Source organism: Roseobacter sp. HKCCD6576-2 (assembly GCF_013179285.1).
GTDB lineage: Bacteria > Pseudomonadota > Alphaproteobacteria > Rhodobacterales > Rhodobacteraceae > Rhodophyticola > Rhodophyticola oceani.
The window spans coordinates 89,146-103,519 of sequence record NZ_WVNW01000002.1 but is presented as its reverse complement, the minus strand read 5'-3'; the positions used below and the strand labels follow the sequence as shown (position 1 = coordinate 103,519).

Annotated in this window: 13 protein-coding genes; 11 read left to right on the top strand and 2 right to left on the bottom strand. The window is 61.8% G+C overall.

Annotation, left to right across the window (positions count from 1 at the left end; translation table 11 throughout):
* Positions 1–15: 15 nt before the first annotated feature.
* Together GTF44_RS07545 and GTF44_RS07540 are read left to right on the top strand one after the other, a co-directional pair.
* A complete protein-coding gene (locus tag GTF44_RS07545) occupies positions 16–954 on the top strand; it encodes a dihydrodipicolinate synthase family protein (RefSeq protein WP_145209587.1) in 939 nt (312 codons plus the stop codon).
* Positions 951–2,057, top strand: coding sequence for an NADH:flavin oxidoreductase/NADH oxidase (locus GTF44_RS07540; protein WP_171560513.1), 1,107 nt, complete (start codon positions 951–953; stop codon positions 2,055–2,057). Before GTF44_RS07545 ends, GTF44_RS07540 begins: the two co-directional genes overlap by 4 nt.
* A gap of 43 nt (positions 2,058–2,100) precedes the next feature.
* On the opposite strand, the gene GTF44_RS07535 is transcribed toward GTF44_RS07540, so the two are convergent.
* Positions 2,101–2,865 (bottom strand): SDR family NAD(P)-dependent oxidoreductase, encoded by a 765-nt coding sequence (locus tag GTF44_RS07535; protein WP_171560510.1) that lies wholly within the window; start codon positions 2,863–2,865, stop codon positions 2,101–2,103.
* Positions 2,866–2,959: 94 nt separating this feature from the next.
* Between GTF44_RS07535 and GTF44_RS07530 the strand changes: the two genes are divergently transcribed.
* Genes GTF44_RS07530 through GTF44_RS07520 form a run of 3 tightly spaced genes read left to right on the top strand, consistent with a single transcriptional unit; the run spans position 2,960 to position 6,673 of the window.
* Complete coding sequence (locus GTF44_RS07530) at positions 2,960–3,898, top strand: 3-hydroxyacyl-CoA dehydrogenase NAD-binding domain-containing protein (RefSeq protein ID WP_171560507.1); 939 nt, start codon at positions 2,960–2,962, stop codon at positions 3,896–3,898.
* A complete protein-coding gene (locus tag GTF44_RS07525; protein ID WP_171560504.1) occupies positions 3,895–5,556 on the top strand; it encodes a 2Fe-2S iron-sulfur cluster-binding protein in 1,662 nt (553 codons plus the stop codon). Before GTF44_RS07530 ends, GTF44_RS07525 begins: the two co-directional genes overlap by 4 nt.
* Positions 5,549–6,673, top strand: coding sequence for an FAD-binding oxidoreductase (locus GTF44_RS07520; RefSeq protein ID WP_171560502.1), 1,125 nt, complete (start codon positions 5,549–5,551; stop codon positions 6,671–6,673). Before GTF44_RS07525 ends, GTF44_RS07520 begins: the two co-directional genes overlap by 8 nt.
* On the opposite strand, the gene GTF44_RS07515 is transcribed toward GTF44_RS07520, so the two are convergent.
* Positions 6,670–7,524, bottom strand: coding sequence for an IclR family transcriptional regulator C-terminal domain-containing protein (locus GTF44_RS07515; RefSeq protein WP_171560499.1), 855 nt, complete (start codon positions 7,522–7,524; stop codon positions 6,670–6,672). The two genes, GTF44_RS07520 and GTF44_RS07515, sit on opposite strands and share 4 nt — an antisense overlap.
* A 184-nt stretch (positions 7,525–7,708) precedes the next feature.
* Here GTF44_RS07515 and GTF44_RS07510 point away from each other — a divergent pair, with 184 nt between their 5' ends.
* The 6 genes from GTF44_RS07510 to GTF44_RS07485 all read left to right on the top strand — a co-directional run bounded on the left by GTF44_RS07510 (position 7,709) and on the right by GTF44_RS07485 (position 14,312).
* The gene (locus GTF44_RS07510; protein WP_171560496.1) at positions 7,709–9,046 is read left to right on the top strand and encodes an ABC transporter substrate-binding protein; all 1,338 of its coding nucleotides are present in this window, start codon (positions 7,709–7,711) and stop codon (positions 9,044–9,046) included.
* 74 nt (positions 9,047–9,120) lie between these two features.
* Positions 9,121–10,020 (top strand): carbohydrate ABC transporter permease, encoded by a 900-nt coding sequence (locus GTF44_RS07505; protein ID WP_171560492.1) that lies wholly within the window; start codon positions 9,121–9,123, stop codon positions 10,018–10,020.
* 3 nt (positions 10,021–10,023) lie between these two features.
* Positions 10,024–10,851, top strand: coding sequence for a carbohydrate ABC transporter permease (locus GTF44_RS07500; RefSeq protein WP_145209615.1), 828 nt, complete (start codon positions 10,024–10,026; stop codon positions 10,849–10,851).
* A 4-nt stretch (positions 10,852–10,855) separates the two neighbouring features.
* Positions 10,856–11,980, top strand: a complete 1,125-nt coding sequence (locus tag GTF44_RS07495; protein ID WP_171560489.1) for a sn-glycerol-3-phosphate ABC transporter ATP-binding protein UgpC — start codon at positions 10,856–10,858, stop codon at positions 11,978–11,980.
* A complete protein-coding gene (locus GTF44_RS07490) occupies positions 11,970–13,376 on the top strand; it encodes an aminotransferase (protein ID WP_171560486.1) in 1,407 nt (468 codons plus the stop codon). The genes GTF44_RS07495 and GTF44_RS07490 overlap by 11 nt, the downstream gene beginning before the upstream one ends.
* Positions 13,377–13,394: 18 nt before the next feature.
* The gene (locus GTF44_RS07485) at positions 13,395–14,312 is read left to right on the top strand and encodes a dihydrodipicolinate synthase family protein (RefSeq protein ID WP_171560483.1); all 918 of its coding nucleotides are present in this window, start codon (positions 13,395–13,397) and stop codon (positions 14,310–14,312) included.
* The last annotated feature ends 62 nt before the right edge of the window (positions 14,313–14,374 follow it).

Here is a 14,374-nt window from a genome sequence, read left to right as displayed (position 1 = left end):
CTCAGGAGAGCATCTATGACTCCGTTTCGCGGCAGTTACTCTGTCAATGTCACCCCTTTTACCGCAGATGGCAGCGCCATCGATCTGGAGGCGAACCGCCGTCTGATCGACTGGCAAATCGACCAGGGCGTGCCCGGCATCATCATCCTGGGCACCACCGGCGAGTTTCTCACGCTCACGGATGCAGAACGCGCCAGCTTCGTCGAGGATACGGTGGCCCATGTGAATGGCCGGATCGACGTCTTGGTTGGTGCCTCCAACGCCTACACGCCGAACGCGGCCCGCTATGCGCGCGAGGCGCAAGCAGCCGGGGCGCAGGGGTTGATGATCATCCCACCCTATTACTACACGCCAACCGAAGATGAGATTCTGCACTATTATGCGGGCATCACCGCGACCTGCGATCTGCCGATCATGCTCTACAACAACCCATTCACCTCGAATGTGGACATGTCGGCCAAGCTGGTGGGCAAGCTGACCCGCGAATTTGACACGATCCGCTATATCAAAGAAGCCAGCATGGATGTGGCCCGCGTCTATGACATCGTGGAAGAGACCGAAGGTGTCATGAATGTCTTTGCCGGGGAACGGATTGTCGAAAGCTTCCTTCTGGGCGCGGTCGGCTATGTGAACCCGTTTGGCAACTACATCCCGCGGGCATCGACGCAGATCTGGGATCTGCTGGTCGCCGGACGGATCGATGACGCCAAAGCGATTCAGCGGCATATCAGCGTGATCGAACATACAATTGCCGAGGGTCATCCAACCTATGGGCATCAGTGCTATTCCAAAGCGCTCGCCGCCGAAGCCGGATGTCCGGTGGGCGATGTCCGCGCGCCGCTGACACCTTTCGCCTCGCTTGGTGAGGAAGGTCGGAGCCGTGCGGCGAAACTAAAAGGGATCATGTCCGATCTCGACCGCCTGATGGATCAATTGGAAAGCAAAGCCGCATGAGTGACCTGCCCCCGCTCTTCACCCCCTTCTCGCTCAGGGGGGTGACCTTCCGAAACCGGATCGTCCTCTCGCCGATGTGCCAGTATCAGGCGATCGACGGGCTGCCGAATGACTGGCATCTGGCGCATCACGGGCGCTATGCCACGGCGGGCCTTGGCGGCGCGATTGCGGAGGCCACGGGCATCTCGCCCGGGGGTCGGATCAGCCCTGGCTGCACCGGGATTTACAGCGACGCTCATGTGGCCGCCTGGAAACCGATCACGGCGCTTTATCGGCGCGAGAACATTCCGACCTTCCTGCAAATCGGCCATGCCGGGCCGAAATCCTCCACCATGCGCCCCTGGGATGGTGCAGGGCCGCTGGACGAAACCGGGCCGGAACCGGCGTGGCAGACCTATGGGCCTTCTGCCGTGCCCGCACGCGAGGGATGGCATGTGCCCAAAGCTCTGACCGAGCCAGAGATTGCGCAGATCGTCGAAGATTGGGCGCTAGCCGCAAAGCGGTCGCTGGCCGCCGGGTTTGACGGGGTAGAGATCCACGGTGCCCATGGCTATCTGCTGCACAGCTTCATGTCCCCGGTCATGAACAAGCGTAGCGATGGCTATGGCGGCGACCTGGCTGGCCGTATGCGCCTGCCGATTGAGGTGGCCAAGGCCGTGCGCGCTGCGGTGCCGGACAACACGCCCGTGCTTTATCGCGCCTCCTGCGTCGATGGCGAGGGCGGTGAGCTGACCTTGGATGACACCATCGCTCTGACGCATGCCCTGAAAGAAGTTGGAATTGATATGGTCGATGCCTCCGGCGGCGGCATTCCGTCGGGTGTGCGTTTGGCGCAGATGAAGCCCGAACCAGGGTTCCAGGTGCCCTATGCGGAGCGGATTCGGAATGAGGTCGGTCTGCCAAGCATGGCGGTCGGCATGATCACCGAAGCCGCCCATGCCAATCAGATCATCGCAGAGGGGCGGGCCGATCTGGTTGCGATGGCGCGCGAGATGCTGCGCGATGCCAATTGGCCCTATCACGCGGCGATCACGCTTGGGCATCCTGAACCCGCGTCGATCCTCCCGAAACTCTACGCCTTCTATCTCAAGATAGCCGCCTAACAGGGGCGATCTGAGGGGGCACCGTCATCGGTGCCCCTTTTCTTTAGCGAATGTAACTCGCGCCATTCACATCCAGCGTCGCGCCCGACAATTGCCGACAGCGGCCCGAAAGGCAAAATGCCGTGAGCGTTGCGAGGTCGGACGGCGGCACAAACTCCCCCATCACCAGGCGCTCTTCAATCGCCGCGCGCCCGCCCGGTTGCGTTTCGGCAAAGTCGCGTGACATCTGCGTGTCCACGACACCGGGGGCGATGATATAGGTCTGTATATTGTCCTTGGCATAGCCGGTTGCAGTGGTCTGCAAGGCCGCCTTGAACGCAGCTTTTGAGGCCGAATACGCCATGGTCCGCGGATTGGTCACGCCTTTCTGCGCCGCCCAGCTCGAAATCCCAACAATTGCGCCGCCGCCGCGCGGGCGGAAATGGGTGATCGCCGCGCGGAGCAGCATCGCGGCGGAATAGACATTGATCTGAAATGTGTCCCGCCAGACGCGGTCCCAGACCTCGGGCGGATCGTCGACCCCGCCTTCAAAGGTCATGACCGCCGCATTATTGACCAACCCGTCGATGCCGCCGGTTTTCGCCACGGCCTCGTCAAACAAAGCGGCTGCGCCGTTTGGATCCGCCAGATCGGCCCCGATCAACACCCGCCGTTCCGCAGGGATATCTGCCAATGCCGCCTCGGCCCCGGCCCGGTCCCGCCCGTAATGCGCCACGACGCGCGCGCCCTGCGCCCCAATCTCGCGAGCAACGGCGTGGCCGATCCCTTTCGACGCGCCGGTTACCAGGATTGTCTTGCCTTCGAGCATTTTCCGCCTCTTTCATCGGGAGAGTGATTGACGTCACATACGATATGCGCACATTTGTTCACATAACGAACAAACCATAGAGGGGCAACAGCCGGTGCAAAACAGAGTATTGATCCTTGGGGCGGGCGCGATTGGAACCGCCATCGCTGCCGTCTTTCGGTCGGCTGGCCGCTCTGTCGAGATCGCCGACCCGGCTGAGGCAGCCCGCAAAGCCGCGCCAGAAGCGGTCATGCGCCATCTGGGCGCAATGGCACGCGCCGGATTTCGACAGACGGGCGCGATGGGTCCGCTGCAACTGACCTCCGATCTCGCGGGCGCCTGCCCGGCGGGCCTGGTGATAGAAGCGGGCCCCGAGAATCGCGAAATCAAGGCGGCGCTCTTTCAACAACTACTGTCCCAAATGCCGGATGAAACCGTGCTGACCACGACCTCCTCCGCCATCCCAATCTCCGAAATCCTGCCAGCGCCGGTCGATCAAGCGCGCTGCCTCGTCGCGCATCCCGGCAACCCGCCAAGCCTGATCCGAGTGCTGGAGCTTGTGCCTGGCCCTGGCACCACACAAGCGGCGACCAATACAGCGGTGGCGCTGTTCTCTGGCGCCGGGTTCGACCCTGTCGTTCTCGGCCAAGAAATCCCCGGCTTCGTCTTCAACCGGCTGCAATCGGCGCTCCTGCGCGAAGCGTATCGTCTGGTGGATGAGGGTGTGATCGATGTCGATGGCGTCGACCGGTTGGTGCGGGATGGGTTGGGGCCGCGTTGGGCGCTATCCGGGCCCTTCGAGACCGCCGATCTGAACACGGCGGGCGGGATCAGCGGCCATGCCAAACGCATGGGCCCGGCCTATGCCGCGATTGGGGCGGCCCGCGGCGAGACGCATCCTGACTGGCCCCCTGCCCTGGTGGAGAAAGTCACCGCCGAACGACGCGCCTTGCTCGCCGAAGACGGGCTGCCTGACCGCCGCGCGTGGCGCGAAACCGCGTTGGCCGACCTGTTGGCGGCACGCCGTCCGCTGATTGAGGCGGGCGAAACATGACCGAACCCCTCTCTTTCGAGTTTAACGGCACGCCGCTGGATGCCCGCCCGGGCCAATCGCTCGCCGCCGCCTTGACCGAGGCCGGGGAGCGTCATTTTCGCGATACGGATGCGGGCGGGGCGCGCGGGATTTTTTGCGGCATGGGCGTGTGTCAAGATTGCCTGGTGACCATTGACGGAACGCCAAATCAACGGGCCTGCATGACACCCGTGACCTCTGGCATGGTGGTGACGCGACAGGCGGCGCGGCCACCGCTGACCGCGCCACCGGCTTCGCCGAAACAAGCCACAAAATTGACACCCGAAGTGTTGATCATCGGTGGCGGTGCCGCCGGATTAGAGGCCGGGATTGCCGCGCGGGCCGCGGGGGCCGAGGCCCTTCTGCTTGATGAACGCAAGGTCTCTGGCGGGCAGTATTTCAAACAATCCGCCCTGCCCGACGCGACTCCTTTGGACCCGCAGCAAGCCGATGGCGCGGCTCTTGTCGCCAAGGCGCGGCAGGCGGGCGTCGAGATTAAAAGCGGCGTTGAAGTTTGGGGCGCGTTCGACGGCCCGGTGATCATGGCCAGCAGCGCAACCGATGTCTTCGCGATCACGCCCGGCAAATTGATCGTGGCGACCGGCGCCTATGAGCGCCCGGCGATGATCCCAGGATGGACGTTGCCCGGCGTGATGACCGCGGGCGCGGCGCAGACCCTCTGGCGGAGTTACCGCGTGCCGCCCGGCAAACGTGTGGCGGTTTTCGGCAACGGACCATTGAACGCGCAGGTTGCATTGGAGCTTTGCCAAGGCGGCGCGGAGATCGCCCTTCTGGCGGAGGCCGCACCGGCGGGCTGGCACGACCCGATCAGCGCGGCTCAGATGGCGTTGCGTGACCCGGCGCTGGCCTGGAAAGGAGCCAAGATGCTCTCGGCCCTCCGCCGTCATGGCGTGCCGGTCCGTTGGAACACCCTGCCCCTTGAAATTGCTGAGACGTCTGAGGGGTTGCGCGTGCGATACGCGCAAAGGGGCAAAGTATCGGATGTTACAGTCGATGCGGTCTGCTTGAACTTCGGCTTTCAACCACAAAACGAAATCCTCCGGTTGCTGGGGGCCGATATGAGTTATGACGCCCGCTTCGACCAGCTTCGCCCGACGCGCAGCGCCGAGATGGCGACCAGCGTTGCCGATGTTTATGCGATTGGCGATTGCTGCGGTCTGGGTGGTGCGCCCGCCGCCGCCGTTGAAGGCCGGATTGCGGGCCGCGCTGCAGCAGGCGGCGGCCCCGCCACCGCGGCAGACCAGGCCGAGTTGACGCGACACCGACGGTTCCAGGATGCGCTCTGGCAGGTTTATGCGGCGGAGGTTCCGAAGATGGAGAATGCCCCCCCCGAGACGCTGATCTGCCGCTGCGAAGAGGTCAGCTATGGCACGCTCTCGGCGGCACTTGCGACCGGCACCGAAGATATTGGCGCGGTGAAACGCGCAACCAGGATCGGCATGGGCCGATGCCAAGGCCGCTATTGCGCCCCGGCGCTGGCCGGGATTCTGGCGCATCGGCATGGGCGTGCCTTGGAGGATTTGTCGTATTTTGCACCGCGTGTCCCGATCAAGCCAGTCGATATCGGAACGCTTGTCGCCACCGAACCGCTTTTGGACGATAGCTCCGGAGATGGCTGACCATTTCGACCTTCTGATCATTGGTGGGGGCATTACCGGCCAATCGGCAGCGCGCGTCGCGGCGGAGGCCGGGGCGCGGGTCGCGATTGTCGATTTCGGGCGCAATGCCGGATCTCATGCCAACGCGGGGAGCCTGCATGTCCAAATGCAAAGCCGGTTCCTGCGCCTGAACCCACATCTGGCGGAGAATCTCGAAAGCTCGCTGCCGCTCTATCTGGCCGCCGTCGCGGAATGGGAACAACTGGACCAGGCACTTGGCGGGGTGGAGCTTGGCCGAGATGGCGGGTTGATGCTGGCCGAGACCGAGGCGCAACTCGACTTCTTACATAAGAAAGCCGCGCGAGAGACCGCCAAGGGCCTGTCTGTGGAGATTTTGGATCAGACAGAGCTCCATCGCATTGCGCCCTATCTTGGGCCTGGGATCATCGGCGCAGAACTCTGCCACGACGAGGGCAAGGTGAACCCGCTTGTCGTGAACCGCAAACTAGACGCCGCGCTGGAGAAGGCCGGAGTCATCCGGATCACCGATCGCATTCGGGCGCTTGAGATGGAGCCCACCCCCGTCGCGATTGGCGAGACACGCTATCACGCCGCGCATATCTTGATCGCCTCCGCTTGGGGCGCCGAGGCGCTCACCGCGCCGTTTGGTCTGCAGCTGACGACCCCGCCCGAACCACTGCACATGAACATCACCGAGGCCGGAGAGTATGCGATCCGCCATCTGGTCCAACATGCGGAACGGTCGATCACCCTAAAGCAGTTCCGCTCTGGCCAGGTTGTGATCGGCGGGGGGTGGCCCGCGCAAGATCATGGGCCGGAACGGCAACCCGGCGTGATGCGGGACAGCCTGCTGCCCAATGTGGCGCTCGCGGCCCGCATTGCGCCCGGCATCACGGGCTTGCGTGTTTTGCGAAGCTGGGCGGGCATCAACACACCTGTGGATGGCAAAGCGACAATCGGGCCGATCCGGCAAGGTGCGCGCATCTCCGTCGCGCTGCCGGGCGATGCGGGCTATACACTTGGGCCGATTGTCGGGCGCTGCGCGGCGGAGCAGTTCCTTGGGCAACCGCCGATTATCGACCCTGCCCCCTATGCGCCGAGCCGTTGGCTCGACTAGCGGGCCAATGATTTCTGAATCTGATCCGCGGTGTCCTGCAATTGCGGCAGGTAAATCTCCACCATATCCTCCGGCGTCGCGCGCACCGAAGGAATGGCGATGTTGATCGAGCCGGCCAACACGCCGGAGCGATAATGAAGCGGGATCGCGATCGAGAGCAGGCCCAACTCCAACTCCTGATCAACCAGGGACCAGCCCTTCTGCCGAACATCGGCCAGGATTTCTCGGAACTGCGCCTTCTTCGTGACGCTGCGGGGCGTGCGCGGGATCAGCTGCGCGTTTTTGATGATCGCGTCCCAATGCTCCTCGGGTTGCGCGGCCAGCAATACCCGTCCGTTCGCCGTGTAGAAGGCCGAGATACGGCTGCCCACGGTGATCCCGACGCTGATGATATTATGGGCCTGCACACCGGCGACATAGACAACGTCCAACCCGTCCAAAATGGCTGCGGAGACGGATTCGCCTGTCTGATCTGAAAGACGCTCCATAAACGGACGCGCGCGATCCCAGACGCCAATCGTCGAGAGCACCGAAAACCCGAGGTCGAGCACTTTCGGCGTCAGATCAAACATCTTGCCATCGGTGACCACATAGCCTTCCTTGACGAGGGTCAGGAGAAAACGGCGTGCGGTGGCCCGGCTCATGCCCGTCTCGGCGGCGACCTGGCTGAGCGTCATTTTACGGGAGGTCTGGGAAAAGCTATTCAAGATCGACAAGCCGCGCGACAGCGAGCTGACAAAATCGCGGCTGGAGAGCTTCTCTTCCCCCTCCAATCCGATTTCGGGGTCGACAGTGCCCAAGCGATTCTCACTGACCGCCGAAGGCGCGTTGCGCGAGGTCTGTTTGGCCATGAGTGTCATCTCCTGTTTCGGGTTCGGTTGCCTACCATAATGGCCCCTATGTTGAGAAGACGTAGACCTGTTTTTAGCGGTGCGGTTGCAGGATAAAAAACTGCTTGCGTCATCCAGGGGCGTTCATGCATGATACGAACATAAGTTCGTTATGCGAACACAAATGACAACGGGGAATACAAAGATGAGTCTCAAGAATGTTCTGTCTGCCGGTGTTGACCGCCGGTCCGTCCTGGCCGGGATGGCCGCATCCGGGGCCGCAGCCGCGATTCCCCGCCGGCTTCGGGCGCAAGAGCAAATCACACTGCGCTGGTGGTCGCCGCAAAGCTCGCCCGAGCAGTTGGCCGCCTATGAAACCCAGATCCGGAACTTCGAAGCGCAGCATGAAAATGTCCGCGTCGTCTTCGAACGCACCTCCGATGAAGGCTATGCCCCGCAACTGGCCGCGGCCTTTGCGAGCGGTGAAGTGCCGAATGTCGTCACCCACCTGCCCTCTTTTGCGGTCTCGAACTACTGGCGCAACGGACTCTTGGAGCCCTTCAATGACGTGATCGAGATGATCGGGCCCGAGAAATTCTATGACGGGGCCAATCAGATTTATGAAGTCGATCCGGGCCAATATGCAGGCACGGGCATCGGCAACTCAGCCGCCAATATGATGTGGCTCCGCACTGACCTGATGGAACAGGCCGGTATCGAGGCCGCCCCGCGCACTTGGGACGAGATGCTGGCGGCGGTCGCTGCGATGCAAGGCGGCGGCATCTTTGGCGCGCCCCTGCCCTATGGCCGGAACTCGATGACCTCACTGATCTTCATCGGCGTCATCCACCAGGCAGGCGGCCAAGTTTTCAGCCCCGATCTGCAAGTGGCCATCGACAGTGACGAGACCCGCGACGCGCTGGAATTCTACCGCGCGATGCGTGAGTTCTGCCCGCCGGGTGCCACCAACTACAGCTGGGGCGACAGCCTGACGGCCTTTGTCTCTGGCGCCTGTGCCACCGGTATCTATACCGGCCGCGTGCTGATCAATGTGGCGACGCAGAACCCCGGCATTGCCGATCATGTGACCTGCGAGCTCTATCCGACCAAATCGGCAGATATCGCACCCTGGACGTTTAACGACTTCCCATCGGTCTTCATCCCGCGCGCTGCCGACAACATGGAGGCGACGAAACAGTTCGCGGCCTTCCTGTTCGACCCCGAAGGCTACATTCAGCAGCTTCACGCCGCACCGGGCCATGTTCTGCCGGTGCTCAGCACGATTGCGGATGACCCGGCCTATCAGGCCAATCCGATCATTGAGCGCTATTCGGACGAGGTCAACAAAATGGCCAGCGCAGCGGCCGGCGGGTTCAATCTCGGCTGGGAAAGCACGGCACATCAACCCAATGCAAAGGCCGGTGAGATCATCAATTCCAACGTGATCTCGGAAATGGTTCAGCGCATCGTGTTGAATGACGAGAATGCAGATCAGGTTTTGGGCGAGACAACCGCCCGGATCGAAGAGATCATGACAACCTGAATCTGCACCCTCGGGCGGCGCGCCCACTCCCGTCCTCTCCCTGTCGCGCCGCCCGACATTAACTGAAAGTGCCCATGTCCAGCACCGTCCTTGCCGCCCCTTTGCTCGAGCGCCGTTATGCCCGGCTTGGGGCTCTCCTTATCGCGCCGACCATCGTCGTGTTCAGCTTGGTGATCGTCTATCCGCTTCTGGCGGCGATCTATCTCAGCGTCTTTTCGATCTACACGCCGACCTTGGAAGGCGAGTTCGTCGGGGTCGACAATTACATTCAGCTGTTTACCGAACCTGCTTTCTGGCAATCGCTCTGGACAACCCTGGTCTGGACGGTTGGCACACTGAGCCTGCAAATCGTTTTCGGCGTCGGGCTGGCGCTGCTTCTGCATCAAAACCTGTGGTTCCGGTCGCTGGCCCGCAGCTTGGTTTTGTTTCCCTATTTCGTCTCCACCGTCGTCGCGGTTCTGGTGTGGCGCTGGCTGTTCAATGACCTCTATGGCGCGGTCAATCACGGGCTGATGCAGCTTGGGATAACGGATATGCCCGTCGATTGGTTGGGGTCGATGCCCAACGCGATGATCGGTGTGATCCTGGTCGGCGCTTGGAAGTATTTCCCTTTTGTGGTGATTGCCGTCTTGGCTCGGCTGCAAACCATCCCCGATCACCTTTATGAGGCCGCGAAGATCGACGGCGCGGGCCCAATCTCGCGCTTCTGGGATGTGACCTTGCCGCAGCTTCGCTCGGTTCTCGTTGTCATCATCCTCTTGCGCGCGATCTGGGACTTCAAAGAGTTCGACCTGATCTTCCTGCTCACGGGCGGCGGGCCTGTGACCTCGACCCAAACCTTGCCGCTTCTGGTCTATCAAGAGGCTTTCGCGCTCAACAATATGGGTCAGGCGGCCGCCTATTCGGTGGGGATGATGTTGGTCATGCTGGTCTTCATGTTGATCTATATCCGCCGCACCGGACGGGAGAGCTAGGCCATGCCATTCCTACGCAAACTCGCCTTTAACCTGTTCACCTGGTCGCTCGTCCTCCTGATCGCCTTCCCGCTGTTCTGGATGATCGTGACCTCGCTGAAACCGCAGACCGAGCTGTTCCGTATCCCGCCAACCTGGCTACCCGAGACGGTCACGTTCGAGCATTACGCGCGCCTGCTTTTCGACACGCCTTTCCTGCTCTATTTCCGCAACTCGGTGGTTTTGGCGACGACCACGACGATCTTTGTGGTGCTCCTCGGCACCGTGGGCGCCTATAGCCTGGTGCGGTTCAAGTATCGGGGGCGGGATACGCTGGCGATGTTGGTGCTGTTCACCTATCTCTTGCCATCGGTCGTGCTGATCATTCCGCTCTATCTGATGATGGTGGAGCTTGGGCTCTCCAACACGCTGACCAGCCTTGTGTTGGCCCATACCACCTTCGCCCTGCCCTATGCGCTGTGGCTACTCCGATCCTTCATGGAAGGGGTGCCGGAAGATTTGGAGTCGGCGGCCTTGGTCGATGGCGCGACCCGGCTTGGCGCGTTCAAGGATGTAATCCTGCCGCAATTGCTGCCCGGGATCATCTCGACTGCGCTCTTCACCTTCATCCTGTCTTGGAACGAATATCTTTACGCGCTGGTCCTGGTGAACTCCGACTCCGCGCGCCCGCTGACAACCGGCGTGATGACGATGCTGATCTCGGCCTTCAATATCGAATGGTCGCTCCTGATGGCCGCCTCGGTCATGATGAGCCTGCCTTTGATCATCGTCTTCGCCTTCTTGCAAAGCTACCTGACCCGCGGCTTCGGCGCGGGCGGGGTAAAAGGATAAACACGTGGCTGAGGTAGAGTTAAAAGACGTCCGCAAGGAATTTGGCGCGTTTGTCGCGCTAGAGCGGCTGAACATTTCGATCAATGCCGGCGAATTCGTCGCGCTTCTTGGCCCCTCGGGCTGCGGCAAATCCACAACCCTACGGATGCTGGCCGGCCTAGAGTTTCCCACCTCGGGCGAGATTTCGATTGACGGGCGGGTGGTCAACGATGTGGCCCCGGGCAAGCGCGACATCGCCATGGTGTTCCAATCCTACGCGCTTTATCCGCATATGACGGTGGGTGAGAATATCGCCTATCCGCTGAAGAAACGCGGCGTGCCCAAGGCGGATCGTGCCGCGGCCGTGGCCAAAGCCGCCGCCCTTTTGCAGCTTGACCCCCTGCTCGACCGCAAACCCAAGCAACTGTCTGGTGGGCAACAACAGCGCGTCGCCTTGGGCCGGGCCCTGGTCCGTGAACCCAAAGTCTTCCTACTGGATGAGCCGCTTTCCAATCTCGACGCAAAACTCCGCAGTTACATGCGCGCGGAATTGATCGAGCTGCACCGCCGGATCGGCAAAACCATGGTCTACGTGACCCATGATCAGCTTGAAGCCATGACCATGGCGGATCGGATCGCGGTGATGCATGACGGCCTGTTGCAGCAATTCGATACACCGGATGCGGTCTATAACCGCCCGGCCAACCGCTTTGTGGCCGGGTTCATCGGCACCCCGTCGATGAACCAATTGGAAGGCGAGATCGCTGACGATCGGTTTATGATCGCGGGGCAGTCCGTGCCGATCAACCGCCGCCTGTTCAAAGCGGATATGGCCGATGGCCCGGTCGCGCTTGGCATCCGCCCGGAGAATATCACGCTTTCTGGCGGTAACGTCGACGCCTCGATCCGGCTGATTGAGAACACTGGCCATGAGCAGATCGTGACCCTCGAAATCCCAGGCGGCCATCGCCTCTTGGCGCGCGCGCCCGCTGGTCAACCGCTCTCTATTGGCGAAGCGCTGAAGATCGGCTTCGCGCCCGAGGCCATCCATCTGTTTGAAATCGATGGGCGCGGCACACGGCTTAATCTCGACGATCCGACCACTGTAGTTCCCCTCACTCCATCAAAGGTTGCTGGCGATGACCGCTGACACTCTCGACACCCGCGAGCTTGACCGCCGCTATATGTTTCATCCGTTCAGCGCGCTGAACGCCCATTCTCAATCTGGCGCGGCGATGATGGCACGTTCCGCCGAAGGTGTGTGGATCACCGATGATCAGGGCAAACGCTATCTGGATGCGATGGCCGGGCTCTGGTGTGTGAATGTCGGCTATGGCCGGGACGAGATTGCCGATGCGCTGGCCGATCAGACGCGCAAGCTCTCTTATTTCCATGGGTTTTCCTCCATGGCCACGGAGCCCGCCGCGATCCTGGCCGAACAGGTCATTGCGAAAGCCCCTGAAGGCATGTCGAAGGTCTTCTTCGGCGCCTCCGGCTCGGATGCGAATGACACGCAGGTCAAGCTGGTTTGGTATTACAACAATGCGCTTGGGCGCCCCGAGAAGAAGAAAATCATCTCTCGCGATAGGGGTTATCACGGGGTGACGGTCATGTCGGCGGGCCTGACCGGCCTGCCGGGGCTGCATGCCGGGTTCGATCTGCCCTTGCCGATGATCCGCCATGTCAGCGCACCGCATAACCTGTGGGTACGGCAGCCGGGCGAAAGCGACGATGCGTTCGGCGACCGTCTGGCGCAAGAGTTGGAAGATATGATCCTCGCGGAAGGTCCCGAAACCGTCGCGGCCTTTATCGCAGAACCCGTGATGGGCGCCGGCGGTGTGATTGTTCCGCCGGAGGGGTACTTCCCCAAAATCCAAGCCGTGCTCGACCGTTACGACGTCTTGATGATCGCCGACGAGGTGATCTGCGGGTTTGGCCGTTTGGGCACCTGGTTCGGCTCCGATAAGCTTGGCATTCGTCCCGATCTGATGACGGTCGCCAAGGGCATCACCTCGGGCTATGCGCCGCTCTCAGCCTGTATCGTCAGCGAGAAGGTCTGGCAGGTGATCGCCAATGAAGGGGCCGCGAAATTCGGCCCCTTCGGCCATGGCTACACCTATACCGCGCATCCGGTGATGGCTGCCGCCGGGCTGGCCAATCTCGCGCTCATGGAGCGTGAAGACCTCGTGGCCCGCGCCGATGCCATGGGCACCGTCTTGCAACGTGCGCTTGCCGATACTTTCGGGGATATGCCGATCGCGGCCGAGATCCGGGGCCTTGGCTTGGTTGGCGCGGTCGAATTCGCCAACCCAACCCAAGATGGCTGGACCCGGTTCGATCCGTCCCAAACCGTCGCCCCCCGGATTGCAAGAGCCGCGCTGGAGGCGGGTTTGATCGTCCGCGCCCTGCCCAATAGCGACGCGATCTCCTTCTCGCCGCCCTTCATTATTGACGAGGAACAGATCGGGCTTGCCGTCACGACGCTCCGTCAAGCGGCCGATCAGGTCTTGGAGGCGCTGCGAAGCGACAAAGCTGTAAGTGTTTGATAAAGTGAGGATAAGAAGTTGGATAGAACCAGCGTAAACTGGACCGGCGCGATGCCGGCCATCACAACGCCATTTGCTAGAGACGGCAGCATTGATCATGCCGACCTGGCGGCCAATATCAGCCGGATGATGGCCGCTGGTTCAACCGGCGTCATCGCGGCGGGTTGCACCGGCGAGTTTTGGAGCCTGACCGACCGTGAACGCAGCGCCGTCTACCGCACCGCGAAACAGGCGGTCGGCGATGCCGGGACGACCATCGTCGGGGCCGCCGCGATCACACCTCAGGCGGTGATCGAAGCGCTGCACGATGCCAAAGAGGCCGGTTGCGATGGGGCGCTGGTTCTGCCGCCCTACTTCGCCCACCTGACCGAGGCCGAGATCATCGATCATTATGAAACCGTCGCGGCGGCGGCCCCGTTGCCGATCATGCTCTACAATATTCCGGGCAATGCCGGGAATGCGCTGACGCCTGATATCGTCGACCGGCTGGCCGATCTGGACCCAGTTGTGGCTGTCAAGGAAAGCTCTGGCGACTGGCTGAATTTCCACCAGACCTTGGCCTTGGCGCAGGATCGGATTCTGGTCTTCTGCGGCCCCTCCTCCACGATTGGCGTGCCGTCAATCTTGGCGGGCTGCGATGGGTTGATCGATTGTTTTCCAAATGTTTGGGAACGCTGCCTTGATATGTGGTCCTTGACCAAAGCCGGTCGTCTGGATGAGGCCTGGGAGATACAGTATCTCGCGCGCGAAATCACCGACCTCTTCGTGAGCAATGGCCGGACACTTTATCCCTCAACAAAAGCCGCGATGGACCATCTGGGCTTTCCCGGCGGTGGCGCGCCCCGTGCGCCCCTCGCCCCGTTGACCGGGGCCCCGTTGAAAGAGTTACTGACCGGGTTGGACCAAATTCTCGATATTCAAGACACCGCCGCCTGAGCCAAACCGGGCCCCGCCCAGCATTTTGGACCTGCAAGGCCGCATCACAGAAAGGACACGCC